Raw genomic sequence first — 24,095 nt, forward strand, 5'->3', positions numbered from 1 at the left:
GTCGCGGAGTCGCTGCGCGCCGCGGCGGCCACCCGCCGAGTGGTGGAGGGCGAGCTCGCCTCGGCCCGTGCCACCGCGCGGCTGGTGGCCGGGCTCCCGGTGCTCGCGCTCCTCATGGGGTCCGGTGCGGGCGGCGACCCGTGGGGGTTCCTGCTGCGCACCCCGGCCGGCCTCGGCTGCCTCGCCGGCGGCCTGGCGTTCGGGCTCGCCGGGCTCTGGTGGATCGAGGCGATCGCCGCCGAGGTCGAGCCGTGACCTGGGTGCCGGTCGCCTGCGCCGCCGTGGCCGCCGCCCTCGCCTTCCCCGCGCGGCCGGTCCTGCGGGTCCGGGGTGCGACCGCGGCTCCCAGCGCCGCCGGCTGGCTGCACCGGCACCGGCTGCTGTGGAGCGGCTTGGCCGGCCTCGGTGCGTTCCTGTTCCTGCAGGGGCCGGTGGCGCCGGTCGCCGGCGCGGCTGCCGCCGTGGCCACCTGGACGGCAGTCGGCCGGGCCGAGCCCGCGGACGTGCGCCGGCGGCGGGCCGAGGTACGGCGCGACCTGCCGCACGTGGTGGAGCTGTTCGCCGCGACCCTGCGCGGCGGCGCCGCGCCCGGCGACGGCGTGGCGGTGGTCGCCGCGGCCCTGCCCGGCGCCGCCGCCGACCGGCTGGCCCCCGTGGCCGCCCGGCTGTCGCTCGGCCTCGACCCGGTCCAGGTCTGGGAGGGTCTCGCTGCGGACCCGGAGCTGGGCCGCCTCGGTCGCGCGCTCGCCCGGGCCCACGCCTCCGGCGCACCGGTCGTCGCGTCGATGGAGCGGCTCGCCGACGACCTCGCCCGAGCCGGCCGGGCCGAGACCGAGGACCGCGCCCGCGCGGTCGGGGTGAAGGCGGCGCTGCCGCTGGGGCTGTGCCTGCTGCCCGCGTTCGTGCTCGTCGGGATCGTCCCGCTGGTGGTGGCACTGCTCACCGCGCTGGACCTCTGACGGCCCACCTGTCGTCCACCGCGCCCCGTCCCGCAGCGGCTTCCACAGCGCGTCCGGCGGGCTCGGCGCGACGTCCCCGGACTGGCGCAGGGTCGACGTCGTCGGCCGCACCGGGCGGCCGGGAAACGGAGAGCCAGATGACCCACCACCTTCGCCGCCGCTCCCACGCGGGGGACCAGCGCGGGATCACCACCGCCGAGTACGCCGTGGGCACCGCCGCGGGGGCCGGCCTCGCGGGCCTGCTCTACAAGCTGCTCACCGGCGGGTTCGGCGACCAGCTGCTCAAGACCCTGTTCGACCACGTGCTGAGCCTGCTGGGCATCGGATGAGCCACACCGACCGCGAGCGCGGGGCCGCCACCGCCGAGTTGGCCATGGTGCTGCCGTTGCTGGTCGCGGTGACCCTCGGCCTGGTGTGGCTGCTCGCGGTCGGAGCGGCGCAGGTCCGCGCGGTCGACGCCGCCCGGGAGACCGCCCGCGCGGTCGCCCGGGGCGACGCCGTTCCGGAGGCCGTGGCCCGCGGCGAGCGGGTGGCCCCGGCGGGCAGCGCGGTCACCGTCCGCGACGACGGCGGTCAGGTCACCGCCGTCGTCGTGGGCCGGGTCGCCGGGCCGGGCGGGCTGTTCGGCCGGCTGCCCGGCGTCACGGTGTCGGCGCAGGCGGTGGCGGCCGCCGAGGAGTCGTCTCCGTGAGGGGCGAGCGCGGCTCGGCGACCCTGTTCGCCGTCGCCTGCATCTCGGTGCTGCTCCTGCTCGGCGCCGCGCTGGGCGTGGTCGCGGCGATGGTGCGGGCCCACCGGGTCGCCCAGTCCGCGGCCGACCTGGCGGCGCTGGCGGCGGCCGACGCGGTGGGCACCGGCCGCGACCCGTGCGCCGCCGGCTCCGCGGTCGCCGCGGCCAACGACGCCCGCCTGGTCGCCTGCGCTCTCCAAGGCCGCGACGCGATCGTCACGGTGACCGTCGACGGGCCGCACTGGCTCGGCCAGGTCGCCGACCTCTCGGCGGAGGCGCGGGCGGGACCGGCCCAGCCCTAGTAGCTGCGCTCCTGGCGGTCGTTCTCGTCGGCGCGCTCCTCGGCCTCGCGCTTCTCGAGCTTCTCGTGCAGCTCGCTGAGCTGCTTGCTCTCGCGGCGCTGCCGCAGGGTGCGCTTGGTGCCCCACTTGGAGAACCCGAAGCCCCACACGATCGCGAGGCCGGCGCCGAGCCCGACGAAGAACATCGCCAGCGCACTGATGTCCAGGCCGAACAGCTGGGTCGACCCCTCCGCGGTGAACAGTGCACCCACGACGGCGACCGCGCCGACGGCCATGAGCAGCAATCCCAGGACGACCATGGCCGGACCCTACGGCTACCCGAGCAGTACGTCGAGGAGCGCGGCGGCGCCGGCCTTGTCGAGCGGGTTGTTCTGGTTGCCGCACTTGGGCGACTGGATGCACGAGGGGCAGCCCTCGTCGCACTCGCAGGACCGGATCGTGTCGCGGGTCGCGGTCAGCCACTCGCGGGCGGCCCGGAACCCGCGCTCGGCGAACCCCGCCCCGCCCGGGTGGCCGTCGTGGACGAAGACCGTGAGCAGGCCGGTGTCCGGGTGCACCGCGGTCGAGACGCCACCGATGTCCCACCGGTCGCAGGTGGCGAACAGCGGCAGCAGGCCGATCGAGCAGTGCTCGGCGGCGTGCGCCGCGCCCGGCAGGTCGCGGCCGGTCAGCCCGGCCTCGGCCAGCGCGGCGTCCGGCACCGTCCACCACACGGCGGTGGTGCGCAGCGAGCGCTCGGGCAGGTCGAGCGGCTCCTCGCCGAGCACGTCGCCGCCGGGCTGGCGGCGCTTGAGGAAGGACACCACCTGGTGGCTCACGTCGACGTCGCCGAAGGACAGCCGGCAGTCGCCCCACCACGCGTACTCGCGCTCGCGGACGATCGAGATGTCGGTGACCTCCCGGGCGCTGGTCGAGTAGTCGGGCTCGGCGCGCTCGATCACCGCCACGTGGTCCTCGAGGTCCAGCGACCGCACCAGCCAGGTCTCGCCCCGGTGGACGTAGACGGCGCCGGGGTGGGCGGTGCCGTGCGCGCTGGAGGCGTCGACGGTGCCGACGACCCGGCCGGTGTCCGCCTCGATCAGCTGCACCGGCGACCCGCCCGTCGAGCGGATGTCGGCCAGGTCGCTGGCGCGACGCCGGTCGGTCCAGAACCAGCCCCGCGGCCGCCGGCGGAGCAGCCCGCCCTCGGTGAGCGCGTCCACGACCTCGAGCGCGGTCGGCCCGAACAGCGGCAGGTCCGCCTCCGTCAGCGGCGCCTCGTGCGCGGCGGCGCACAGGTGCGGGCCGAGGACGTACGGGTTGGAGGGGTCGAACACGGTCGCCTCGACCGGGGCGCCCAGCAGCGCCTCCGGGTGGCCGACCAGGTAGGTGTCCAGCGGGTCGTCGCGCGCGACCAGCAGCCCGAGCGCGTCCTGGGCCCCGCGGCCGGCCCGGCCCACCTGCTGCCACAGCGCGGCGCGGGTGCCGGGGAAGCCGGCCATCAGCACCGCGTCCAGGCCGCTGATGTCGATGCCGAGCTCGAGCGCGTTGGTCGCCGCCAGCCCGGTCAGCTCGCCGCGGCGCAGCGCCTCCTCGATCGCCCGGCGCTCCTCGGGCAGGTAGCCGCCGCGGTACGACGCCACCCGGCCGGGCAGCGCGGGGTCGACCTCGGCGAGCAGCTCGGCGGCGGTCATCGCCACCTGCTCCGCGCCCCGGCGGGACCGGATGAACGCGAGCGTGCGGACGTCCTCCGCGACCAGGTCGGCCAGCAGGTCGGCGGTCTCCGAGGACGCGGCCCGGCGCACCGGCGCGCCGTTCTCGCCCGTGAACGAGGTGAGCGGCGGCTCCCACAGCACCAGCGAGACCTCGCCGCGCGGCGAGGCGTCGCCGGTGACCGCCAGCACGTCGAGGCCGGTCAGCCGGCCGGCGAAGACCTCCGGCTCGGCGACGGTCGCGGACGCGAGCACGAACGTCGGCGACGCGCCGTACAGCGCGCAGATCCGGCGCAGCCGCCGGAGCACGTGCGAGACGTGCGCGCCGAACACGCCGCGGTAGTGGTGGCACTCGTCGACCACGACGTAGCGCAGCGAGCCGAGGAACGACGCCCACCGCGCGTGCCCGGGCAGCAGGGAGCGGTGCAGCATGTCGGGGTTGGTGAGGACGTACTCCGCGTGGTCGCGCGCCCAGTCCCGCTGCTCGCGGCTGCTGTCGCCGTCGTGGGTGGTGACCCGGACGTCGAGCCCGAGCGCCGAGATGCCGGCCAGCTGGTCCTGGGCGAGCGCCTTGGTGGGCGCGAGGTAGAGGACGGTCGCGCCGCGCTGGCCCCGCGTGCGCCGTGCCGAGCGGACGGCGGACAGCGCCGGGAGCTGGTAGCCCAGGCTCTTGCCGGACGCGGTGCCGGTCGCCATCACGACGTGCTGGCCGTGGTGCGCGGCGTCGGCCGCGGCGGCCTGGTGCACCCACGGCGTGTCGACGCCGCGGGCCCGGAAGGCCGCGACGACGTCGCCGGCGGCCCACGCCGGCCAGTCGGCGTGGCGGGCGGGCCGCGCCGGCAGGACCTCGAGATGACGCAGCCGGTCCTCGCGGCCGGGGACGGCGGCGAGCCGCTCGACCACGCCGCGCACACCGGTCGCACCGGGGGGTCGGGATCCGACCGTCGACGTCACCCGACCATTGTCCGCCACGGCGCCGACATCGGCGGCGGCGAGGCGCTCGCACCGCGCCGTCTGTCGACTACTTGTGCACACATCGCCACAGGCGTGGTTTCATTGTGCTGGCCGGATGTCGGGGTGCCTTCCCGCGACGCCTCCGGCGACCTGACCAGCTGCACCCGGGAGACATAGGTGGACCTGACTCTGACGACGCGCGAAGCCGGTGGCAAGACCATCGTTGCCGTCGGTGGCGAGATCGACGTCTACACGGCTCCCAAGCTGCGCGACAAGATCACCGAGCTGGTCGCGGGCGGTGTCTACGACATCGTCATCGACATGGAGGAGGTCGAGTTCCTCGACTCCACGGGGCTCGGTGTCCTGGTCGGCGGCCTGAAGAAGGTGCGCGCCCACGACGGCTCCCTGCAGTTGGTGTGCAACCAGGACCGGCTGCTCAAGATCTTCCGCATCACCGGCCTCGCCAAGGTGTTCGTCATCCACGAGTCCGCGGACGCCGCCCTCGCCGGCAGCTGACGTTCCTCGCCACGGACCCCTCGTCGTACGACGAGGGGTCCGTCGCCATTTCGGGTACTGCACCACGACACGTGATGTGGTCCGGGTCACAACCGCGTGCCGCCGCGCGGCCGGCCATGCGTAGACTCCGGCCCGTCCGTGAGATCTGCATCACTCCATCACTCCCAGGAGGACTCGCATGACGGGGATCTATCCCGCCGCGGTGGAAGTCTCCGGGGGCAATCTCGTCCTGGTCATCGTCGTCGCACTGATCGCGCTGGGCGCGCTCGCGATGGCGGCCATGTTCCGCCAGGAAGTACTTGCCGCCGGTGAGGGCACCGACAACATGAAGAACATCGCCCAGGCGGTGCAGGAGGGCGCGAACGCGTACCTGCAGCGGCAGTTCCGCACCTTGGCGATCTTCGCCGCGGTCGCGTTCTTCCTGCTGCTGGCCCTGCCCGCCGACGACGCCACGGTCCGGATCTTCCGGTCGGTGTTCTTCCTCGTCGGCGCCGGCTTCTCCGCCACCGTCGGCTACCTCGGCATGTCGCTGGCCGTGCGGGCCAACCTCCGGGTGGCGTCGGCCGCGCAGACCGAGGGCCGCAACCCGGCGATGAACATCGGCTTCCGCACCGGAGCGACCGTCGGCATGCTGACCGTCGGCCTCGGCCTGCTCGGCGCCAGCCTCGTGGTGATCCTGTTCCAGGACCACGCACCCCACGTGCTCGAGGGCTTCGGCTTCGGCGCGGCCCTGCTCGCGATGTTCATGCGAGTCGGCGGCGGCATCTTCACCAAGGCCGCGGACGTCGGCGCGGACCTGGTCGGCAAGGTCGAGCAGAACATCCCGGAGGACGACCCGCGCAACGCCGCCACGATCGCCGACAACGTCGGTGACAACGTCGGCGACTGCGCCGGCATGGCGGCCGACCTGTTCGAGTCGTACGCCGTCACCCTGGTCGCGGCGCTGATCCTGGGCTCCCAGGCGTTCGGCGACAAGGGCCTGGTGTTCCCGCTCCTGATCCCGGCCATCGGCGCGCTGACCGCGGTCGCCGGCGTCTACCTGTGCCGCCCGCGCACCGGCGAGAACGGCCTGGTCACGATCAACCGGGCGTTCTACATCTCGGCGGCGATCGGCGCGGTGGCGAGCGTGATCCTGGCGTTCGTCTACCTGCCGGGCGACTTCGCGGACTTCGCGAACGGCACGGTCCAGTCCGACGCCGACCCGCGGATCGTGGCCTCGGTCGCGGTCCTCATCGGCATCGCGCTCGCGTCGATCATCCTCAGCCTCACCGGCTACTTCACCGGCACGGACCATCGCCCGGTCAAGGACGTCGGCAAGACGTCGCTGACCGGTGCGGCGACGGTGATCCTCTCCGGCCTCGCGGTCGGCTTCGAGTCCGCCGTCTACACGACGCTGGTCATCGGCGCCGCGGTCTTCGGGGCGTTCCTGATCGGCGCCGGCTCGATCCCGGTGGCGCTCTTCGCCGTCGCCCTCGCCGGCTGCGGCCTGCTGACGACCGTCGGCGTGATCGTCGCCATGGACACGTTCGGCCCGGTGTCGGACAACGCCCAGGGCATCGCCGAGATGTCGGGCGACGTCGACGAGGCGGGCGCCCAGATCCTCACCGAGCTCGACGCGGTCGGCAACACCACGAAGGCCATCACCAAGGGCATCGCCATCGCCACGGCGGTGCTCGCGGCCAGCGCGCTGTTCGGGTCCTACACCAACGCGCTCGCCGAGGCGCTGGACGAGATCCGCGTGACCGAGGAGCCCGGCAGGCTGAGCATGCTGTCGCTCCAGTTCGACGCGTCCTACCCGAACGTCCTGGTCGGCATGCTGCTCGGCGCCGCGGTGGTGTTCCTCTTCTCGGGCCTCGCGATCAATGCCGTCGGCCGGGCGGCCGGCGCGGTGGTCTTCGAGGTGCGCCGGCAGTTCCGCGACATCCCCGGGATCATGGAGGGCACCGGCCGTCCGGAGTACGGGCGCGTGGTCGACATCGTCACCAAGGACTCGCTGCGCGAGCTCGCGACGCCCGGCCTGCTGGCCATCCTCGCCCCGATCGCCGTCGGCTTCGGTCTCGGCGTCGGGCCGCTCGCCGGGTTCCTGGCCGGCGCGATCGCGACCGGCACCCTGATGGCGGTGTTCCTCGCCAACTCGGGCGGCGCCTGGGACAACGCCAAGAAGCTGGTCGAGGACGGCAACCACGGCGGCAAGGGGTCCGAGGCCCACGCCGCCACGGTGATCGGCGACACCGTCGGCGACCCGTTCAAGGACACCGCCGGCCCGGCGATCAACCCGCTGCTCAAGGTGATGAACCTGGTGTCGCTGCTGATCGTGGGCGCGATCGTGAAGCTGTCGTTCGGCGAGGACGCCAACACGCCGCTGCGCATCGTGATCGCGGTGGTCGCGTTCGCGGGCATCGTCGCAGCGGTGTACGTCTCCAAGCGCCGCTCGACGGTGATCGGCGAGGACGACGCGCCCGGCCGGTCCGCGCCGCCGCCGCCCCCGCCGCCGGTCCAGGCCGCTCCCCCGAGCGACCCCGCGCCGACGCAGCAGTTCGAGGCACCGCAGCACTAGCGCGACCGCAACGACGAAGGCCCGCCCGAGGACACTCGGGCGGGCCTTTCGTCGTACGGCTACCTGGCGACGGTGAGCGTGAGGACCTTCGACGTCGCTCCCGCGACGGTGGGCGAGCCGGCGTACACGGCCTTGAGCCGGTGCTTGCCCGGCTTCAGCTTCGCGAGCCTCACGACCAGCCGGCCGTGGCCGCCCTTGGCGAAAGCGCCCTTCGCGAGCGCCCTGGAGCCGTCCAGGATCTTCACGGCGCCCGTGGGCGACGCCACCCCGGGCACCTTCAGCACCAGCCGCATGGTCGCGGCCTTGCCCTTCTTCACGGTCTTCGACGCGAGCGACGCGGTGAGCGTCGAGGCGAGCTTGGCGACGTGGACCGGGGCGGTCGTGAACCTGCCGGCCTTGTACGCGGGCCGCGTGGCGGTCACCAGCACCGCGAGGTCCCTGCCGACGTCCGCCGACTCGACCTGGTAGGTCTGCGCCACCGCGCCGCTGATCGCGGTCCCGTTGCGCAGCCACTGGTAGGTGTACGCCGGCGGACCGGAGCCCTCGGTGCCGCCGGACCACTGCCCGGGGTCGGCGGTGAGCAGCCTGCCGACCGCGCCCGTGCCGGTGACCCGCGGCTTCGTCACGAACTGGAGCGCGTCGCCGATCGCGGGCCGGACCGGGTCGCTGGTCACGGTGTTGTCGGTGAAGCCCTCCTTGTGCCCGGTGACCTTGACGGAGATGGCGTGGCCGAAGTCCTCGGCCACCAGGGCGTACGTCGCCGCGGTGGCGCCGGCGATCGGGGCGTCGTCGCGCAGCCACCGGTAGTCGTTCGTCACGCCCTCCTGGTCCCACGTCGGGCCGGTCAGGGTCGCCGTCGTCCCGATCTTCTTGGGGCCGCCGATGGACACGTCGCCCGTCGGGCTCAGCTGGGTGCCCTGGGCCAGCGGGATGTCGAGCGCGTCGGTGATCACGGTGACCGCCGGGACACCGGCCAGCGTCCCGGTCACCTGGGCCGAGATCGCGTGCCCGGCGTCCTCGAGCGTCGGGACGAAGGTCGGACCGGTCGCCCCCGGGATCGGCGCCCCGTCGCGCAGCCACTGGAAGCTCGTGGTCACGCCCGGCAGGCTCCACACCGGGTCGGTCGGCGCGATCAGCTGCCCGACCTCCGCCGAGGCGGGCAGCTCGAGGCCACCGACGAGCTGGAGGAGGTCGTCGACCGGCGACGCCGCGGCCGTGGCGGTGGACTCCGTCGAGGTGGGGAGCGGAACGCTCGGAAGAGTGGTCGTCGGAAGCGTGACGGTGGGGAGCTCGGGATCGAGGGCGACCCGGGACGCGGGCGCGCCGGGTGGTGGTGCGGCGGCCGCCTGCAGCACCAGGGACGATCCCCAGGTCATGCCGCCGGCGACGAGTGCCGTGACCACCGTGGCGCCGAGAGCGCGCGCAGAGTTCCGCATCGATTCCTCCCCAGGACGCACCGCCGTCGGCGCGTCGTCCTGCCGGGTGATGCCCGTCACAGGCGGCGCCCGAACCTGCGGTCTGGACCATCGCTCAGGAACGCGGTCTAGTGTCGGTCCGTGACCGAGCCCCCCGTGCCCGAGCTGCCGCACCGGCTGCGTGCCGCCCTGGTGATGGCCGGGTTCACCTACGACGCGGTCGCGGAGGTGCTCGGCCCCGTGGCACACGAGGCCCTCGCGCGCAACGAGACGACGCCCGGCCTCCGCCGTACGACGGGGGGCTGGCCGCTCGAGACGCTGATCCGGCTGTTCCTGCTCCAGGCGCCGGTCGAGCTGGCGGCCGCGCAGCGCGCCCTGCCCGGCCTGGTCGACCGGCTGGCGGCCGAGGGCTTCCTCGAGCAGACGGTGGGCGAGGTCGCCGCCCGCCTCGACGTCCGGCCCTACGCCACGGACGACCAGCACCACTGGGTGGTCAGCGACCTCACGCCCGGCCTGGACGGCGGCAGCAGCCGGGTCGGCCCGGACCACGTGCTCGGGATCAGCTCGGCGTCGACGTCGCTGGCCCAGCTCACCATCCGCGACCGGGTCGGGCGCTCGCTCGACCTCGGCACCGGCAGCGGGGTCCAGGCGCTGCACCTCGCCGGGCACAGCGACGCCGTGGTCGCCACCGACGTCAACCGGCGGGCGCTCCGCCTGGCCCGCTTCAACGTCGACCTGAACGAGGTCTCCGCGCCGGTCGACGTGCGCGAGGGTTCGTTCTTCGAGCCGGTGGCGGGGGAGCGGTTCGACCTCATCACCACGAACCCGCCGTTCGTGATCTCGCCGGCGACCGGCGAGCGGCTGGTCTACCGCGACTCCGGGCTGCCGGGCGACCGCGTCGTCGAGGACATCGTGCGGGCCGCGCCCGACCACCTCACCGACGGGGGCTGGTGCCAGGTGCTGGCGAACTGGGTGATCGCCACCGATGTGCCCTGGGACGAGCGGCTCGCCGCCTGGGTGCCCGAGGGCACCGACGCGTACGTCGTGCAGCGCGAGGTGGTCGACCCCGCGTCGTACGTCGAGCTCTGGCTCAAGGACGCCGGCCTGCACGGCTCGGTCGACTACCTGGTGCGGTACGACACCTGGCTGTCGTGGTTCGAGGACCAGGGCGTCGAGGCGATCGGCTTCGGCTGGATCAACCTGCATCGCACCGGGTCCTCGCGCCGCGAGCTGCTCGAGTGGCCGTACGACGTGGAGCAGCCGATCGCCCCCGCGATCCGCGACTGGGCCCGCGCGGCCGAGACCCGGGTCGACCTCGGCTCCCGCCTGACCGCCCGCCCCGACGTGCGCCAGGAGACCGTCGGCGCGCCCGGGGCCGAGGACCCGGAGACGGTGGTGCTGCGCCAGCAGCGCGGGCTGCGCCGGGCCCGGCGGGTCGACACCGTCGAGGCCGCGCTGGTCGGCGCCAGCGACGGCGAGCTCACCGTCGGGCAGATCCTGGACGCGGTCGCGCAGCTGCTCGACCGCGACCCGGCCGAGACCCGGGACACCTACCTCCCGAGGGTGCGGGAGCTGGTCGCGGAGGGCTTCCTCATCCCTTGAAGCCGACCTTGATGTGGGCGTCGCTCGTCGCGTCGGACGGGCTCACGATCCCGAACTTGACGCTCTTCTGGAGGCCCTTGCTCAGGTCGGTCCCCTTCTTGGCCTTGATCGCGATCTTGAGCTTCCCGTCCTTGCCCTTGCAGGTGATCTTGGCGGGGAGCGGCTTGGCCCGGTCCGTGAGCTTGCCGGTGGGGACGACGCGGTAGCCGCCGTCCTCGGTGCGCTCGGTCCGTACGGCGACGCTGATGGGTACGACGTCGCACGACCTGGCGGCCGCCCGGCCCGCGCGAGCCGGCGCCTCCGACTCGATGTCCGCCATCAACCGGGCGATCCGCAGGCACAAGGCGGCGTGGGCCAGCGCGACGGTCTGGGCGAGGCTCTCGAACGCCTCGGGACTGAGGTCGGTGCCGACGGCGAGGTCGCGCATCTTCTTCAGCGTGCGTCCCGCCAGGACGGCACACGCGACCGTGCGCTTGCCCGGCGTCTTGAACTGCATCAAGGAGAACGTCATCGACTTGAAGAGGGCGGTGTCGCCGGCTTCATCCCCCACCAGGATCGAGATGAGGTCGGTGTCCTTCGGCACGTTGCCCGAGGTCACCGTGTTGGTCCCGCCGGCCGGGGTGGTCGTCGAGACGGAGCCGTGGACGCCGTGATTCCCGTCCCGCCCGACCGGCTCCGCGCTCGCGGCGGTCACCGCCGCCACGAGGACGAGGGCGACGCAGATGGGGACGATCCGGTGCTGTCCCATGGACCGACGGTAGGTCGCCTCCGCAGGCGTGTCACCGGGCCGTCGACGCCGTCTGGACCAGCCGCCCGGGAATGGCTTTCGCGGGGTTCGCGCTACCGTGTCCAGCCGTACGCCCACATCGGCGCGCAGCAGCCCCGGTAGCAACCCCAGTAGCAACGCAGCAGGAGACAGAGGTCCAGTGGCCCACAAGTTGGTGATCGTCGAGTCCCCGGCGAAGGCCCGCACGATCGGCGGGTACCTCGGCCAGGGGTACGTCGTCGAGTCCTCCATCGGCCACATCCGCGACCTCCCGAACAGCGCCGCGGACACGCCGGCGAAGATCAAGGACAAGCCGTGGGGCCGCCTCGCGGTCGACGTCGACCACGGCTTCGAGCCGTACTACGTCGTACCGCGCGACAAGAAGTCGCACATCTCCAAGCTGAAGACCCTGCTCAAGGACGCCGACGAGCTCTACCTCGCCACCGACGAGGACCGCGAGGGGGAGGCGATCGCCTGGCACCTGCTCGACGAGCTGAAGCCGAAGGGCATCCCGGTCAAGCGGATGGTCTTCCACGAGATCACCAAGCCGGCGATCCTGGCCGCCGCCGAGAACCCGCGCGAGCTGGACATGGACCTCGTCGAGGCCCAGGAGGCCCGCCGCATCCTCGACCGCCTCTACGGCTACGAGGTCAGCCCGGTGCTCTGGAAGAAGGTCATGTCCGGCCTGTCCGCGGGCCGGGTGCAGTCCGTGGCGACCCGCCTGGTCGTCGACCGGGAGCGGGAGCGGATGCGCTTCCGGGTCGCGTCCTACTGGGACCTCGAGGGCACCTTCGACGCCGGCGCCAAGCACGACCAGCGGATGTTCCCGGCCAAGCTGCACTCCGTCGACGACGTCCGGGTCGCCCGCGGCTCCGACTTCGGCCAGGACGGCGTGCTCAAGGCGAACGCCAACGTCGTGCACCTCGACCGGGCTCGCGCCGAGGCGCTCGCCGGCGCGCTGCAGGACTCGACGTTCGAGGTCCGCTCCGTCGAGGCCAAGCCGTACCGGCGCTCGCCGTACGCGCCGTTCCGCACCACCACCCTCCAGCAGGAGGCCAGCCGCAAGCTCGGCATGAGCGCGTCGGTGACCATGTCGGTGGCGCAGCGGCTGTACGAGAACGGCTTCATCACCTACATGCGTACCGACTCCACCACGCTGTCGGACGCGGCCGTCGGTGCGGCGCGGGCCCAGGTGCGCGAGCTGTACGGCGGCGAGTACCTGCCCGACGCCCCCCGGGTCTACGCGAGCAAGGTCAAGAACGCCCAGGAGGCGCACGAGGCGATCCGGCCCGCCGGCGACAGCTTCCGCACCCCGGCGCAGACCGGCCTGACCGGCGACCAGTTCCGCCTCTACGAGCTGATCTGGATGCGCACCGTCGCGTCGCAGATGAAGGACGCCGTCGGCAACACCGTGACCGTCCGCCTCGGCGGGGCCGCGGCGACCGGCGAGGACGTCGTGTTCTCCGCCAGCGGCCGCACCATCACGTTCCACGGCTTCCTCAAGGCGTACGTCGAGGGCACCGAGGAGGGCGGCCAGAAGGACGACGCCGAGACCCGGCTGCCGAACCTCGACCAGGGCGACGCCGTCAGCGCCGCGTCGATCACCGCGAGCGGCCACGAGACCAAGCCGCCGGCCCGCTACACCGAGGCCACGCTGATCAAGGAGCTCGAGGACCGCGAGATCGGCCGGCCCTCGACGTACGCGTCGATCATCGGCACGATCCTCAACCGCGGGTACGTCTACAAGAAGGGCACCGCGCTGGTGCCGGCGTGGCTGGCGTTCTCGGTCACCCGCCTGCTGGAGGAGCACTTCCCGCGGCAGATCTCCTACGAGTTCACCGCGAGCATGGAGGACGTGCTCGACGAGATCGCGTCCGGTCGCAAGGACCGCAACACCGAGCTCGCCGAGTTCTACTTCGGCTCCGGCGACGTCGAGGGCCTCAAGACCCTGGTCGACGGGCTCGGCGAGATCGACGCCCGCGAGCTCGCGACGTTCCCGGTCGGCGGCGACGACTCCGGCATCCAGCTGCGGGTCGGGCGCTACGGCCCCTACCTCGAGGGCCCGGACGACGACGGCACGCCGTACGCCGTCCGCGCGAACGTGCCCGACGACCTGCCGCCCGACGAGCTGACGGTCGCCAAGGCCAAGGAGCTGCTGGCGAACCCGGCCGGCGAGGAGATCCAGCTGGGTCAGCACCCCGAGACGGGGCTGGAGATCGTGGCCAAGAACGGGCGATACGGCCCGTACGTCACCGAGGTCCTCCCCGAGGACGCGCCGAAGGGCGCCAAGCCGCGCACCGGCTCGCTGTTCTCGTCGATGTCGCTGGACACCGTCACCCTCGACGACGCGCTCAAGCTGCTGTCGCTGCCGCGCGTGGTGGGCACCGACCCGGAGTCGGGCGAGGAGATCACCGCCCAGAACGGCCGCTACGGCCCGTACCTGAAGAAGGGCACCGACTCGCGGTCGCTCACGTCGGAGGACCAGCTCCTCACGATCGGCCTCGACGAGGCGCTGCGGATCTACGCCCAGCCGAAGCAGCGCGGCCGCGCTGCCGCGGCGGCGCCGCTCAAGGAGCTCGGGAACGACCCGGTCTCGGGCCAGCCGGTCGTGGTGAAGGCCGGCCGGTTCGGCGAGTACGTCACCGACGGTGAGTACAACGCCACGCTGCGCAAGGACGACTCGGTCGACGCGATCACGCTCGAGCGGGCCGCCGAGCTGCTCGCCGAGCGCCGCGCCAAGGGCCCGGCGAAGAAGGCGGCCAAGAAGGGCGCGAAGAAGGCCCCCGCGAAGAAGGCCGCCACGAAGACCGCGAAGAAGACGACGAAGAAGGCCGCCGCCAAGAAGTCCTGACGCGACATACTCGGCGCATGTCCCGAGGTGGTCTCGTGGTCGCGGCCGCCCTGGCCGCCGCGCTCGCCGTGGGCGGGTGCGACGGGACCGGCGAGCCGGACGCCACCGACGGCCCGACCCTGCACCGCGCCGAGGACCAGCCGACCGTGCACGACGGGCTGCTGGTCACCCGCAGCACGGGCGAGGTCTTCGAGCTCCACGACGCCGTGGTGGGCTGCCGACCCTCCCAGGAGGACGAGTCGGTCGAGGTGGTGCGGCTGACCGCGCCGAAGGACGTCACGGACCTGCGGTGGTCGCGCGGACGGGTCCGGGAGCCGTTCTTCTACGTCGAGGCCGAACCCGGTGTCTCCGGCTGGTACGAGCTCCCGCTCACCGCCGGCGAGTCCGCCGAGGGGACCACCTCCGAGGTCACCGTGTTCGGCGTCGACGCGCAGGACCAGAACGAGCTGAACGCCTCCCTCCAGGGCGCGACCGGCAGCATCACGGTCCTCGAGGCCACGTGCGACCCCGAGCCTGCCCTGGCCTTCACCGTCAGCGCGACGCTGGCCAGCGAGATCGGCCTGCCGCCGGTCACGCTGGTCGGGGGGTTCGAGGTCGCCGGGTCGTCCTGACGGCATCCCGCGCGTGCGGATCGGGTACGGCCGGGCATGTCCGATCCCCAGACCTCCCGCTACAAGGCCGTCGGCCTCGTCGTCCTCGGCATCATCGTCGTGGTGCTGCTGGCCTACCTGGTCGTCGCCTGGGCGGCCGGGGGCGACGACACGGGCGAGATCGACCCGCAGAACGGCGACTCCGCCCCCGTCCTCGTGCGCTGACGGGCGGCGCTCCCTGCCGAGTCGGCGCTACTGCTGGCCGTACGGCGCCCGAGTCGGCGCTACTGCAGACGTGGGATCTGCACTGGCGCCGAGTCGGCGCCCTGACGACCTGCACTGGCGCCGACTCGGCGCTGGAGGCCCCGCGGTGGAAACCGTCGGTGCCGCCCCGTAGGTTCTCCGCGTGAGCACCGCGACGTACGCCGAGTCCGGGGTGTTCGTGTGCTTCGAGGGTGGCGAGGGCTCCGGCAAGTCCACGCAGTCGCAGCGGCTGGCCGACTGGCTGGAGCAGGAGGGGTACGTCGCCCTGCTCACCTTCGAGCCCGGCGACACCGAGGTGGGGCGCAAGCTGCGCACGATCGTGCTCAGCCCCGAGACCGGTGAGATCTCGGACCGCACCGAGGCACTGCTGTACGCCGCCGACAAGTCCGAGCACGTCGACACCGTGGTCCAGCCCGCCCTGGACCGCGGCGAGGTCGTGATCACCGACCGGTACGTCGACTCGATGCTGGCCTACCAGGGCGCCGGCCGCGCCCTCGACCTCGACGAGGTCGAACAGGTCGCGCGCTGGGCCACCCATGACCTGCGCCCGCACCTCACCGTGGTGCTCGACCTCGAGCCCGAGCACGGCCTGGGCCGGTTCGAGGAGCGCGACCGCATCGAGGGCGAGTCGCTGGAGTTCCACCAGCGGGTCCGGGAGGGCTTCCTCCGCATGGCGAAGGCCGACCCCGACCACTACCTGGTCCTGGACGCCCGCGCCGACGTCGACGAGATCACCGCGCAGGTCAGCGACGCCGTGCGGCCGCTGCTCGCCCAGGCGGTGCGCCGATGACCGCCGTACGGGACTCGCGAACCGTCTGGGACGGGCTGGTCGGCCAGCAGAAGGTCATCGAGACCCTCAGGACCGCGGCCGCCGGCCACGGGATGAGCCACGCGTTCCTGTTCACCGGGCCGCCGGGGTCCGGCCGGTCGAATGCCGCCATCGCGTTCGCCGCCGCGCTCCAGTGCGAGCAGGACCCGCCCGGCTGCGGCACCTGCCACGCCTGCCACACCGTGCTCGCGGGCTCGCACGCCGACGTGTCGGTGGTGCGGACCGAGGGCCTGTCGATCGGCGTCAAGGAGGTGCGTGAGCTGGTCCGCCGCTCCGCGCTCGCGCCGGTCGGCCCGCGCTGGCAGGTCGTGATCGTCGAGGACGCCGACCGGGTCACCGAGCAGGCGTTCAACGCGCTCCTCAAGGCGATCGAGGAGCCGGCCGAGCGGACGGTGTGGATGCTCTGCACCCCGACGGTCGAGGACGTGCTCCCCACCATCCGCTCCCGCTGCCGGCTGGTCAGCCTGACGACGCCGACCGCCGAGGACGTCGCGGCCTTCCTGGTCCGCACCGACGGCGTCGACACCGCGCTCGCGTCGTACGCCGCCCGCGCCAGTCAGGGCCACATCGGCCGCGCTCGTGCACTGGCCCGCGACGAGCAGACCCGCAACCGGCGCCGCGACGTGGTCGCGATCCCCGCGCAGCTCACCTCGCTCGGCCGCTGCATGCAGGCCGCGGCGCGGCTCACGGAGGTCACCAAGGAGGAGGCCGACGCGATCACCACCGAGCTCGACGCGCGCGAGAAGGCCCAGCTGGACACGGCGTACGGCGTGGTCGAGCGCGGCCGCCGCCCCCGGGAGTACGCCCCCGCCCTCCGCGACCTCGAGACGGACCAGAAGCGGCGGGCCAAGCGTCGCCAGCTCGACGTCGTCGACCGCGGGCTGATGGACCTCGTGTCGGTCTACCGCGACGCGATCGCGGTGGCGTCCGGCGCGCCCGGCCGGCTGGTCAACGAGGAGATCCGCGGCGACGTCGAGCTGCTGGCCCGGGTGTCCTCGCCCGAGACCAACCTGCGGCGCATCTCCGCGATCTTCGAGGCCCGCGAGCAGATGCTCGAGTTCAACGTCCAGCCGGCGCTCGCGCTCGAGTCGATGATGGTGGCACTGGTCGCCCCCGAGGCGCGCACCCGGTGAAGCGCCTCGTCGTCGGGCTGCTGGTGCTCGCGCTGCTCCTGGGCGCCGGCGCGGTGGCGGCCCTGGTGGCGCTCGACGACACCGGCACCTCGCCGTCGTCGCCACCGGCGCAGTCGACGACTCCCGAGCCGGGGGCCCAGGACCCGCCGCGGCCCGCGCTGGCCACGTTCTACTCCCAGCGGCTGTCCTGGTCGTCGTGCCGCGACGGCGACCTCTGCGCGACGCTGACCGTCCCGCTCGACTACCACCACCCCGACGGCGACACCCTCGACCTGGCGCTGCTCAAGGTCCCGGCGACCGGCGACCGGATCGGCTCGCTCGTGGTCAACCCCGGAGGCCCCGGCGCTCCCGGCACCGACTACGCCGCCAACGCGTCGTCGGTCTTCCGAGACCCGATCACCCGGGCCTTCGACGTCGTCGGCTTCGACCCGCGCGGCACCGGCGACAGTGACCCGGTCGACTGCCTGACCGACGACGAGCTCGACCAGTACGTCGCCGAGGACCCCGACCCCGACACGGCCGCCGAGGCCGCGCAGTACCTGCACTGGGTCGACGCGTTCGGCCGCGGGTGCCCGGAGCGCTCCGGCGAGCTGGCCGCGCACGTCACCACGGTCGAGGCGGCCCGGGACATGGACGTGCTGCGCGCGGCGCTCGGCGAGGCGCAGCTGGACTACTTCGGCGCGTCGTACGGCACCAAGCTGGGTGCGACGTACGCCGACCTGTTCCCGGACCGGGTCGGCCGGCTGGTGCTCGACGGCGCGGTCGACCTGTCGATCAGCTCGCGCGAGCTCAGCCTCGAGCAGGCCGCCGGGTTCGAGACCGCGCTGCGCGCCTACGTGTCGGACTGCGTCGCCGGGGGCGACTGCTACCTCGGCGACACCGTGGACGCCGGGCTCGCCCGGATCCGGTCGTTCCTCGACCAGGTGGACGCGGAGCCGCTCCCGACCTCGGAGGCCGACCGCACCCTGCAGGTCGGCAACGCCTTCTACGGCGTCGTCCTCCCGCTCTACAACCGCGACTACTGGCCCTACCTCGACCAGGCGCTGAAGGCCGGCCTGGACGGCGACGGCACGCTGCTGCTCCGCTTCTCGGACCTGTACAACTCCCGCGGGCCGAGCGGCTACACCGACAACAGCACCGAGGCGCAGTACGCCATCAACTGCCTCGACGACCCGTACGCGATCCCGGCGAGCCGGGTGCCGGCCAACGTGCCGGACTTCGAGCAGGCGTCGCCGACGTTCGGGCGGGTCTTCGCCTGGGGCCTGACCACCTGCGGGGGCATGCAGGTCACGGCGACCGAGCACGACCGGCACGTCGACGCGAAGGGCGCGCCGCCGATCGTCGTCATCGGCACGACCCGCGACCCGGCCACGCCGTACGAGTGGGCGGTGCACCTCGCCGACCAGCTCGACTCGGGCGTGCTCGTCAGCCGGGACGGCGACGGCCACACCGGCTACAACGCCGGCAACGCGTGCGTCGACAGCGCCGTCGAGGACTACCTGATCGACGGCACCGTGCCGGAGGACGGGCTCAGCTGCTGAGCAGCGCCAGCACCTCGGCTCGGCTCATGCGGCCGCCCTCTCGAACGACTCCCAGCGGCGGCGCAGCCACCGGGGCCGCGCGTCGCGGCGGGTGACCTGCTCGACGGCCGGCCACCAGCGCTCGCGGACCCGGTCGCCGGTGGCGAGGGCCTCCGCGGTGGAGGGCGGGTCGGCGACCCACGCGCGTTCGAGGCGGTCCCGGTCGGCGGCGATCACGGCCTCGGCGCGCGCCCAGTCGCGCAGCGCGCGCCGGTGCAGCCGCTCGTGCCGCCACCACAGCGACCGGTCGTCGCGCCGGTTGTCGACGCCGGTGGTGGGGTAGGCGTCCTCACCGACCGGGTCGTCGACGCGCAGCGGCACGAACGGTGCGAACGCCGGGTCGGCGCAGCCGGTCGACCAGTGCACCCCGGTGCCGAGGTGGCTGATCCACGAGGACACGGTCTGGCTGGAGGCGAGCAGCCCGCCGGCGTGCATGTTCGGCCCGACCATCGAGCCGGTCAGCGGCGACCACCGCGGCCCGCCCCCGGTGCCGTTGTCGCGGAGGATGCGCATCGCGTCGCGGACGCCGTACGCGGTCGAGGCGCGGGTCTGGGTCAGCGTCTGCCGGGTGTCGCAGGACGCGACCCGGCCGCGCAGCCGGTCGGCGTACCGCTCGGCGAAGCCGGGGATCGTGAGCCCGTTGCTGATGCTCCGGGCGGCGCCGGTGACCCGCTCGGTCGCCCAGTGCCGGCCCGCGGTCTCGAGCACCACCGCGCCGTCGCGGTCCGCGACCAGGAAGCTGTTGTGGTAGGTGAACTTCGGGTGCTCCGCGCTGCACCGGCCGCTCTGGCCGTGCTCCTCCAGCAGCGCGACGATCGTCTCCACGGCCGCGTCGGCCGACGTCGCCCGTTCCAGCGCCAGGCGGAGCAGGTCCATGCCGAGCAGGCCGGGCTCGAGGCTGGTCGGCTCCTTGGTGAACACCGCCTCGTTGCCGATCGCGACGCCGTGCTCGTTGGCGCCCATCTCCGCGCCCCACATCCACCACGGCCGCGACACGACGGTCGCGTGCGTGCGGGCGACCTGCGGGAGGTCGACGTACGTCGTCCGCACCCGCGCGCCCGGCTCGTGGCCGGCGGCCGGCGTCCACTCCCACAGCTGGGCCTCGTTGGGGTCGCGGTCGGAGCTCTTGGCCAGCACCATGCCGGTGTCGACCCGCAGCACGAAGGTGTCGCACACGCTGCGCAGCCTAGGGCTCCGCGGGTGCTACCTGGTGAGGATCCGCGCCAGTCCGACCACGCCGGAGCCGAGCAGCTCCAGCCAGCTGAACGCGTCGTCCCAGAGCACGATCTTCCCGTCGCGCACCTCGAAGGTGCCGCGGACGCTGAACGAGGTCTCCCAGGGGCCCATGCCGATCACGTCGGTGCGGTCGGTGAGCACGGTGTCGCCGTCGGCGGCCACGTGCTTCCAACGCACCTCGAAGCCGACGCCGCGCTTCTCCATGTCGCGGAGCATCGCGTGCACCCGCTTGCCCTCGAACGCCGGGAGCCCGGTGTTGCGCCAGACCACCTCGTCGTCGAGGAGGGCGAGCGCCGCGTCGGTCTCCTTGCGGGCGAGGTGCTCGAGGAAGCTGCGGACGACGGTCTCGGCCGATGTGGGTGCGGTCATGCCTCGACGGTAGCGCCGCCCCGGGGGGCGATGGGCTCGGCGATGTCCTGGATCCGTCGGGTCGCCAGCTCGATCATCAGCCGCGCGGCCGGCGAGAGCGTGGCGCCGGTGCGGTGCACGATCGCGAACGTGTCGTACTGGCGCGGGCGCAGCGACACCCACCCGGCGCCCGGCGCCAGCCGGGGCAGCAGCTGCGCGGCGGCGCCCTTGGGGATCACCGTGTCGGCGTACCCCATGCCGACCAGCTCCACGGCGGTCTCGATGTCCTCGACCTCGATCCGGGTGTGCGGGTTGCGTCCGGTCTCGTGCAGCATCTGGCGCAGCGTCTGGCGGGTGGAGTCCTGGGCCCGGAACGTCGTCTCCGGCATCGCCAGCGAGGCCTGCGACAGCCGGCGGGCGGTGACCGGGGACGCGAGCCGGGTCGGGTCGGCGCTCACGAACACCAGCTCCTCGCGGGCGACCGGGGTGATCGTCAGTCCCTCGCTGGCGACGGTGGAGACCGCGAGCATCGCCGCCTCCAGGCGCCCGCGGCGCAGGTCCTCGGCGACCTCGATGGAGTTCTGGCCGATCAGCTCGACCCGCACGCCCGGGTACCGGGCCAGCACGTCGGCGATCAGCCCCGCCCCGGCGTACAGGCGGGCGATGCCGAACATCCCGAACCGGATCGTGCCGGTCTCGAACGACTTCACGCTCTGCACCGCCCGGCGGGCCTCGTCGACGGCGGCCAGCACCCGCTCCGCGTGGGGTCGCAGGGAGTCCGCGACCGTCGTCGGGACGACGCCGCGCCCGACCCGGCGGAACAGCTGCACCCCGAGCGACTTCTCCAACGCCCGGATCTGCTCCGACACCGACGGCTGGGCGTACCCGAGCTCCTCGGCCGCGGCGGTCAGCGACCCGTGCTCGTAGGTCGCGAGGAAGCAGGTCAGCTGGTGCAGCGACAACATCGGATCACTATAGGGAAATCCTAGAGATTCCGAAGGAAAGCAAGGCTACCCCTATGGCTACCGGTGTTGAACCATGGTGGTGCACCCACCGTCAGCCCACCTCGAGGGAGGTCACCGATGTTCGACCACCACTGCACCGCCTGCGCGAAGCGCCAGCTGATCTTCCCCAGCCAGGTCACGGGCATGGCGAACACCGACCATGGCATCGTCGTGCGCTTCACCTGCTGGTGCGGCGCCGAGCAGACCCTGGTCACCGGCCGCAAGGCGACCTCCGCCTCGAAGGTCACGCTGGCCGCCTGAGACGCTCCGGCGGAGGTGCGGCGTAGTCGCGTTCGCCGTCCCTCCCGGAGTTCCGGACGCCGGTCCCGGTGCCATTTTCGCGCACCGGACCGGCGTCCGTATACTTCCTCGGGTTGCCCGGGCCGGACCCCGTCCGGAGCCGGGCAGCGCGCCGCCTTAGCTCAGTCGGTAGAGCGATTCACTCGTAATGAATAGGTCGTCGGTTCGATTCCGACAGGCGGCTCCACTTCAAATTGTCTGAGCCCGGGTCCACCTCGACGGAGGCCCGGGCTCCTGCTCTACCACCGGCCAGGGACGCCACCGCGCCGGCCGCCTGCTGGACCGCGACGTCATCCCTCCGGCCCCCGACCGGCGGTGGGTCGCGGACTTCACCTCGGCACCGCACCCCTGCCCTGGGAGCGCGAGGTGGGGGTCTCCGCCCGCCCGGCGGGCCATGCGCTTGGTGCGCTGGTACTGCCGGATGGAACAGGCGCATCGATTCATAACGACGGCTAGTACAAGGAGGCGAGGCAGCCTCCTAAGGTCGCTTCTGGGGGCACGCCGGCAACCGACCCTCGTGACTTGATGCGCGCGCACCGCGCACCCACCACCAGGAGGCACCACCGTGATCACCACTCACCTCGACGACGTGGCCTGGCCCGAAGCCCAGCCCATCGCCCCCGAGAGGGTCCTGTCGGGCTCCCCGCGGGCCAACACCGTGGTGCTGCACAAGGACGAGCGCAGTGAGCTGGGCCTCTGGCAGATCTCGCCCGGTGAGTTCACAACGGTTCACCAGGGCTACGTCGAGGCGGTGACGATCGCATCGGGTCGGGGCCGCCTGATCCACGAGAACGGGACCGTCACCCACCTCCGGCCCGGGTCCGTCGCCGTCCTCGAGGAGGGTTGGGCAGGACGCTGGGTGGTCGAGGAGACCATCGTGAAGTGCTACGCCGTCGTCTCCGTCGACGCCTGATCTCGTCTTCCGCTCTTCCCGCCGTTCGCCCGCAACGGCGTCCGCCACCCTGAGGTGATTCGCCCATGACTGCCCTGGTCCCAGCCGCCGAGTCGGTGTTGCTCGACGCCTTGCCGACCGGGCTGTTCATCGGGGGCGGCTGGGTCGCTGCGGCCAGAGGGGCGACGTTTCCCGTGTGTGACCCCGCCACGGGCCTCGTCCTGGCCGAGGTGGCTGACGCCGGGGTGTCGGACGCTCTGGCCGCCCTCGACGCCGCGGATGCGGCGTCCGCCGGTTGGGCGGGAACGAGCCCCCGCGAGCGATCCGTGATGTTGCGTGCGGTCTTCGAACTGCTGCACGAGAGAGCGGACCAGGTTGCGCTGCTGATGACTCTCGAGATGGGCAAGCCGCTGGCCGAGGCGCGGGGTGAGGTCGGGTACGGCGGCGAGTTCCTCCGGTGGTTCTCCGAAGAGGCCGTTCGAATCAGCGGCCGCTACGGCGGCAACCCCGAAGGGACGGGACGGATGGTCGTCTCGCAGCGCCCGGTAGGTCCCTGTTACCTGATCACGCCGTGGAACTTCCCGCTCGCCATGGCGACCCGCAAGATCGCGCCGGCGTTGGCGGCCGGATGCACGGTGGTGATCAAGCCGGCCGATCTCACGCCGTTGACGACGCTGTTCCTGGCGGGTCTCTTCGAGGAGGCGGGCCTGCCGCCCGGCGTCCTCAACGTCATCACGACCCGGCAGGCACCGGCGGTCTCCGAGGCGCTGATCGCCGACCGCCGGCTGCGCAAGGTCAGCTTCACCGGCTCCACCAGGGTGGGGAAGATCCTGATGCGACAGGCAGCCGACAACGTCCTCCGAACGTCGATGGAGCTCGGCGGCAATGCGCCGTTCCTGGTCTTCGAGGATGCCGATCTGCCCAAGGCCGTGGAGGGTGCTCTGCAGGCGAAGTTCCGCAACATCGGTCAGGCGTGCACGGCGGCCAACAGGTTCATCGTCCACCGGTCCGTGGCCGACGAGTTCACCGCCCGGCTCGCCGAGCGGGTTGCTGGGTTGCGAATCGGCCGCGGGACGGACCCGGAGGTGGAGGTCGGTCCGCTCATCAACGACGAGGCGGCCCGCAAGGTCGACGAGCTCGTGCAGGACGCCGTCGCCCGGGGCGCCCAGATCCTCACCGGGGGTGCCCGGGCCGAGGGCGGGGGCGCGTTCTATCTGCCCACGGTCCTGCGAGGCGTGCCGCTCGACTGCGCGATCCTGAGCGAGGAGATCTTCGGGCCGGTCGTCACGGTGGTCGAGTTCGACGACGAGGACGCGGCCGTGCGACTGGCCAACGACACCGAGTACGGCTTGGTCGGCTACGTCTTCACCGAGAGCCTCGCTCGCGGCACGCGGATGATCGACCGGCTCGAGACCGGGATGATGGGGCTCAACGTCGGGGTCGTGTCCAACGCGGCGGCTCCCTTCGGCGGCGTCAAGCAGTCAGGAATCGGCCGCGAGGGCGGGGTCGAAGGAATCGAGGAGTACCTCGCCTCGAAGTACACCTTGATCCCCGGCTGACTCGGGATGCCCCGCGT

Annotated in this window: 24 protein-coding genes and 1 tRNA gene; 18 read left to right on the top strand and 7 right to left on the bottom strand. The window is 73.0% G+C overall.

Annotated elements, in window-relative coordinates; all coding sequences use genetic code 11:
- The 5 genes from ABD086_RS06605 to ABD086_RS06625 form a co-directional block, all read left to right on the top strand.
- A partial coding sequence (locus tag ABD086_RS06605; protein ID WP_425571562.1) for a type II secretion system F family protein occupies positions 1-255 on the top strand: 255 nt, incomplete at its 5' end.
- Positions 252-959, top strand: coding sequence for a type II secretion system F family protein (locus ABD086_RS06610; protein ID WP_343906688.1), 708 nt, complete (start codon positions 252-254; stop codon positions 957-959). The genes ABD086_RS06605 and ABD086_RS06610, both read left to right, overlap by 4 nt.
- Before the next feature lie 137 nt (positions 960-1,096).
- A complete protein-coding gene (locus ABD086_RS06615) occupies positions 1,097-1,288 on the top strand; it encodes a DUF4244 domain-containing protein (RefSeq protein WP_343906689.1) in 192 nt (63 codons plus the stop codon).
- A complete protein-coding gene (locus tag ABD086_RS06620; protein ID WP_343906690.1) occupies positions 1,285-1,650 on the top strand; it encodes a TadE family type IV pilus minor pilin in 366 nt (121 codons plus the stop codon). Before ABD086_RS06615 ends, ABD086_RS06620 begins: the two co-directional genes overlap by 4 nt.
- Positions 1,647-1,991: an Rv3654c family TadE-like protein gene (locus tag ABD086_RS06625; RefSeq protein WP_343906691.1), complete on the top strand. Its 345-nt coding sequence runs from the start codon at positions 1,647-1,649 to the stop codon at positions 1,989-1,991. Before ABD086_RS06620 ends, ABD086_RS06625 begins: the two co-directional genes overlap by 4 nt.
- On the opposite strand, the gene ABD086_RS06630 is transcribed toward ABD086_RS06625, so the two are convergent.
- Positions 1,988-2,290 (bottom strand): hypothetical protein, encoded by a 303-nt coding sequence (locus tag ABD086_RS06630; protein WP_343906692.1) that lies wholly within the window; start codon positions 2,288-2,290, stop codon positions 1,988-1,990. The genes ABD086_RS06625 and ABD086_RS06630 overlap by 4 nt on opposite strands.
- Before the next feature lie 15 nt (positions 2,291-2,305).
- Positions 2,306-4,636, bottom strand: a complete 2,331-nt coding sequence (locus ABD086_RS06635) for a DEAD/DEAH box helicase (protein ID WP_343906693.1) — start codon at positions 4,634-4,636, stop codon at positions 2,306-2,308.
- A gap of 177 nt (positions 4,637-4,813) precedes the next feature.
- On the opposite strand from ABD086_RS06635, the gene ABD086_RS06640 reads away from it, so the two are divergent.
- Both ABD086_RS06640 and ABD086_RS06645 read left to right on the top strand, forming a co-directional pair.
- Positions 4,814-5,152, top strand: coding sequence for an STAS domain-containing protein (locus ABD086_RS06640; RefSeq protein WP_343906694.1), 339 nt, complete (start codon positions 4,814-4,816; stop codon positions 5,150-5,152).
- A 178-nt stretch (positions 5,153-5,330) separates the two neighbouring features.
- The gene (locus tag ABD086_RS06645; protein ID WP_343906695.1) at positions 5,331-7,709 is read left to right on the top strand and encodes a sodium-translocating pyrophosphatase; all 2,379 of its coding nucleotides are present in this window, start codon (positions 5,331-5,333) and stop codon (positions 7,707-7,709) included.
- A gap of 59 nt (positions 7,710-7,768) precedes the next feature.
- Here ABD086_RS06645 and ABD086_RS06650 read toward each other — a convergent pair whose 3' ends face one another.
- Positions 7,769-9,145 (bottom strand): Ig-like domain repeat protein, encoded by a 1,377-nt coding sequence (locus ABD086_RS06650; protein WP_343906696.1) that lies wholly within the window; start codon positions 9,143-9,145, stop codon positions 7,769-7,771.
- Between the two features lie 120 nt (positions 9,146-9,265).
- Between ABD086_RS06650 and ABD086_RS06655 the strand changes: the two genes are divergently transcribed.
- On the top strand, positions 9,266-10,726 hold the full coding sequence (locus ABD086_RS06655) for a DUF7059 domain-containing protein (protein WP_343906697.1): 1,461 nt from the start codon (positions 9,266-9,268) through the stop codon (positions 10,724-10,726).
- Here the strand turns inward: ABD086_RS06655 and ABD086_RS06660 are convergent.
- Complete coding sequence (locus tag ABD086_RS06660) at positions 10,716-11,474, bottom strand: hypothetical protein (protein WP_343906698.1); 759 nt, start codon at positions 11,472-11,474, stop codon at positions 10,716-10,718. The two genes, ABD086_RS06655 and ABD086_RS06660, sit on opposite strands and share 11 nt — an antisense overlap.
- Before the next feature lie 178 nt (positions 11,475-11,652).
- Between ABD086_RS06660 and topA the strand changes: the two genes are divergently transcribed.
- From topA to ABD086_RS06690, 6 genes are all read left to right on the top strand, one after another.
- Positions 11,653-14,343, top strand: coding sequence for a type I DNA topoisomerase (gene topA, locus ABD086_RS06665; RefSeq protein WP_343906699.1), 2,691 nt, complete (start codon positions 11,653-11,655; stop codon positions 14,341-14,343).
- Positions 14,344-14,360: 17 nt separating this feature from the next.
- Positions 14,361-14,954 (top strand): hypothetical protein, encoded by a 594-nt coding sequence (locus ABD086_RS06670; RefSeq protein WP_343906700.1) that lies wholly within the window; start codon positions 14,361-14,363, stop codon positions 14,952-14,954.
- Between the two features lie 36 nt (positions 14,955-14,990).
- Positions 14,991-15,158 carry a hypothetical protein gene (locus ABD086_RS06675; RefSeq protein ID WP_343906701.1) on the top strand — a complete coding sequence of 56 codons (168 nt, stop codon included), beginning with the start codon at positions 14,991-14,993 and terminating at the stop codon, positions 15,156-15,158.
- A gap of 181 nt (positions 15,159-15,339) precedes the next feature.
- Complete coding sequence (tmk, locus tag ABD086_RS06680; RefSeq protein WP_343906702.1) at positions 15,340-15,987, top strand: dTMP kinase; 648 nt, start codon at positions 15,340-15,342, stop codon at positions 15,985-15,987.
- A complete protein-coding gene (locus ABD086_RS06685) occupies positions 15,984-17,159 on the top strand; it encodes a DNA polymerase III subunit delta' (RefSeq protein ID WP_343906703.1) in 1,176 nt (391 codons plus the stop codon). Before tmk ends, ABD086_RS06685 begins: the two co-directional genes overlap by 4 nt.
- On the top strand, positions 17,156-18,700 hold the full coding sequence (locus tag ABD086_RS06690; RefSeq protein WP_343906704.1) for an alpha/beta hydrolase: 1,545 nt from the start codon (positions 17,156-17,158) through the stop codon (positions 18,698-18,700). The genes ABD086_RS06685 and ABD086_RS06690 overlap by 4 nt, the downstream gene beginning before the upstream one ends.
- A gap of 24 nt (positions 18,701-18,724) precedes the next feature.
- Here the strand turns inward: ABD086_RS06690 and ABD086_RS06695 are convergent, their stop codons facing one another.
- The 3 genes from ABD086_RS06695 to ABD086_RS06705 are packed head-to-tail and all read right to left on the bottom strand — an operon-like array spanning position 18,725 to position 21,288.
- Entirely contained in the window at positions 18,725-19,915 is a 1,191-nt protein-coding gene (locus ABD086_RS06695) for a peptidase C69 family protein (protein WP_343906705.1), read from the bottom strand.
- A gap of 27 nt (positions 19,916-19,942) precedes the next feature.
- Positions 19,943-20,344, bottom strand: a complete 402-nt coding sequence (locus ABD086_RS06700) for a limonene-1,2-epoxide hydrolase family protein (protein WP_343906706.1) — start codon at positions 20,342-20,344, stop codon at positions 19,943-19,945.
- Positions 20,341-21,288 carry a LysR family transcriptional regulator gene (locus ABD086_RS06705; protein ID WP_343906707.1) on the bottom strand — a complete coding sequence of 316 codons (948 nt, stop codon included), beginning with the start codon at positions 21,286-21,288 and terminating at the stop codon, positions 20,341-20,343. Before ABD086_RS06705 ends, ABD086_RS06700 begins: the two co-directional genes overlap by 4 nt.
- Before the next feature lie 117 nt (positions 21,289-21,405).
- On the opposite strand from ABD086_RS06705, the gene ABD086_RS06710 reads away from it, so the two are divergent.
- The 4 genes from ABD086_RS06710 to ABD086_RS06725 all read left to right on the top strand — a co-directional run bounded on the left by ABD086_RS06710 (position 21,406) and on the right by ABD086_RS06725 (position 24,078).
- Positions 21,406-21,588, top strand: coding sequence for a hypothetical protein (locus tag ABD086_RS06710; RefSeq protein WP_343906708.1), 183 nt, complete (start codon positions 21,406-21,408; stop codon positions 21,586-21,588).
- A gap of 150 nt (positions 21,589-21,738) precedes the next feature.
- Positions 21,739-21,814: transfer RNA gene (locus tag ABD086_RS06715), tRNA-Thr, on the top strand.
- A gap of 378 nt (positions 21,815-22,192) precedes the next feature.
- Positions 22,193-22,540: a cupin domain-containing protein gene (locus ABD086_RS06720; RefSeq protein WP_343906709.1), complete on the top strand. Its 348-nt coding sequence runs from the start codon at positions 22,193-22,195 to the stop codon at positions 22,538-22,540.
- Positions 22,541-22,605: 65 nt separating this feature from the next.
- Positions 22,606-24,078 carry an NAD-dependent succinate-semialdehyde dehydrogenase gene (locus tag ABD086_RS06725; protein WP_343906710.1) on the top strand — a complete coding sequence of 491 codons (1,473 nt, stop codon included), beginning with the start codon at positions 22,606-22,608 and terminating at the stop codon, positions 24,076-24,078.
- The last annotated feature ends 17 nt before the right edge of the window (positions 24,079-24,095 follow it).

The organism is Nocardioides aquiterrae (genome assembly GCF_039526625.1).
Classification (GTDB): Bacteria; Actinomycetota; Actinomycetes; order Propionibacteriales; family Nocardioidaceae; genus Nocardioides; species Nocardioides aquiterrae.

Excerpts from the sequence above, each read along its gene's own strand:
- ABD086_RS06725 (WP_343906710.1), top strand. The coding sequence starts at position 22,606 with ATGACTGCCCTGGTCCCAGCCGCCGAGTCGGTGTTGCTCGACGCCTTG.
- ABD086_RS06670 (WP_343906700.1), top strand. The coding sequence starts at position 14,361 with ATGTCCCGAGGTGGTCTCGTGGTCGCGGCCGCCCTGGCCGCCGCGCTC.
- ABD086_RS06615 (WP_343906689.1), top strand. The coding sequence starts at position 1,097 with ATGACCCACCACCTTCGCCGCCGCTCCCACGCGGGGGACCAGCGCGGG.
- ABD086_RS06630 (WP_343906692.1), bottom strand. The coding sequence starts at position 2,290 with ATGGTCGTCCTGGGATTGCTGCTCATGGCCGTCGGCGCGGTCGCCGTC.
- ABD086_RS06700 (WP_343906706.1), bottom strand. The coding sequence starts at position 20,344 with ATGACCGCACCCACATCGGCCGAGACCGTCGTCCGCAGCTTCCTCGAG.
- ABD086_RS06645 (WP_343906695.1), top strand. The coding sequence starts at position 5,331 with ATGACGGGGATCTATCCCGCCGCGGTGGAAGTCTCCGGGGGCAATCTC.
- ABD086_RS06650 (WP_343906696.1), bottom strand. The coding sequence starts at position 9,145 with ATGCGGAACTCTGCGCGCGCTCTCGGCGCCACGGTGGTCACGGCACTC.
- ABD086_RS06660 (WP_343906698.1), bottom strand. The coding sequence starts at position 11,474 with ATGGGACAGCACCGGATCGTCCCCATCTGCGTCGCCCTCGTCCTCGTG.
- ABD086_RS06620 (WP_343906690.1), top strand. The coding sequence starts at position 1,285 with ATGAGCCACACCGACCGCGAGCGCGGGGCCGCCACCGCCGAGTTGGCC.
- ABD086_RS06710 (WP_343906708.1), top strand. The coding sequence starts at position 21,406 with ATGTTCGACCACCACTGCACCGCCTGCGCGAAGCGCCAGCTGATCTTC.
- ABD086_RS06685 (WP_343906703.1), top strand. The coding sequence starts at position 15,984 with ATGACCGCCGTACGGGACTCGCGAACCGTCTGGGACGGGCTGGTCGGC.
- ABD086_RS06705 (WP_343906707.1), bottom strand. The coding sequence starts at position 21,288 with ATGTTGTCGCTGCACCAGCTGACCTGCTTCCTCGCGACCTACGAGCAC.
- ABD086_RS06675 (WP_343906701.1), top strand. The coding sequence starts at position 14,991 with ATGTCCGATCCCCAGACCTCCCGCTACAAGGCCGTCGGCCTCGTCGTC.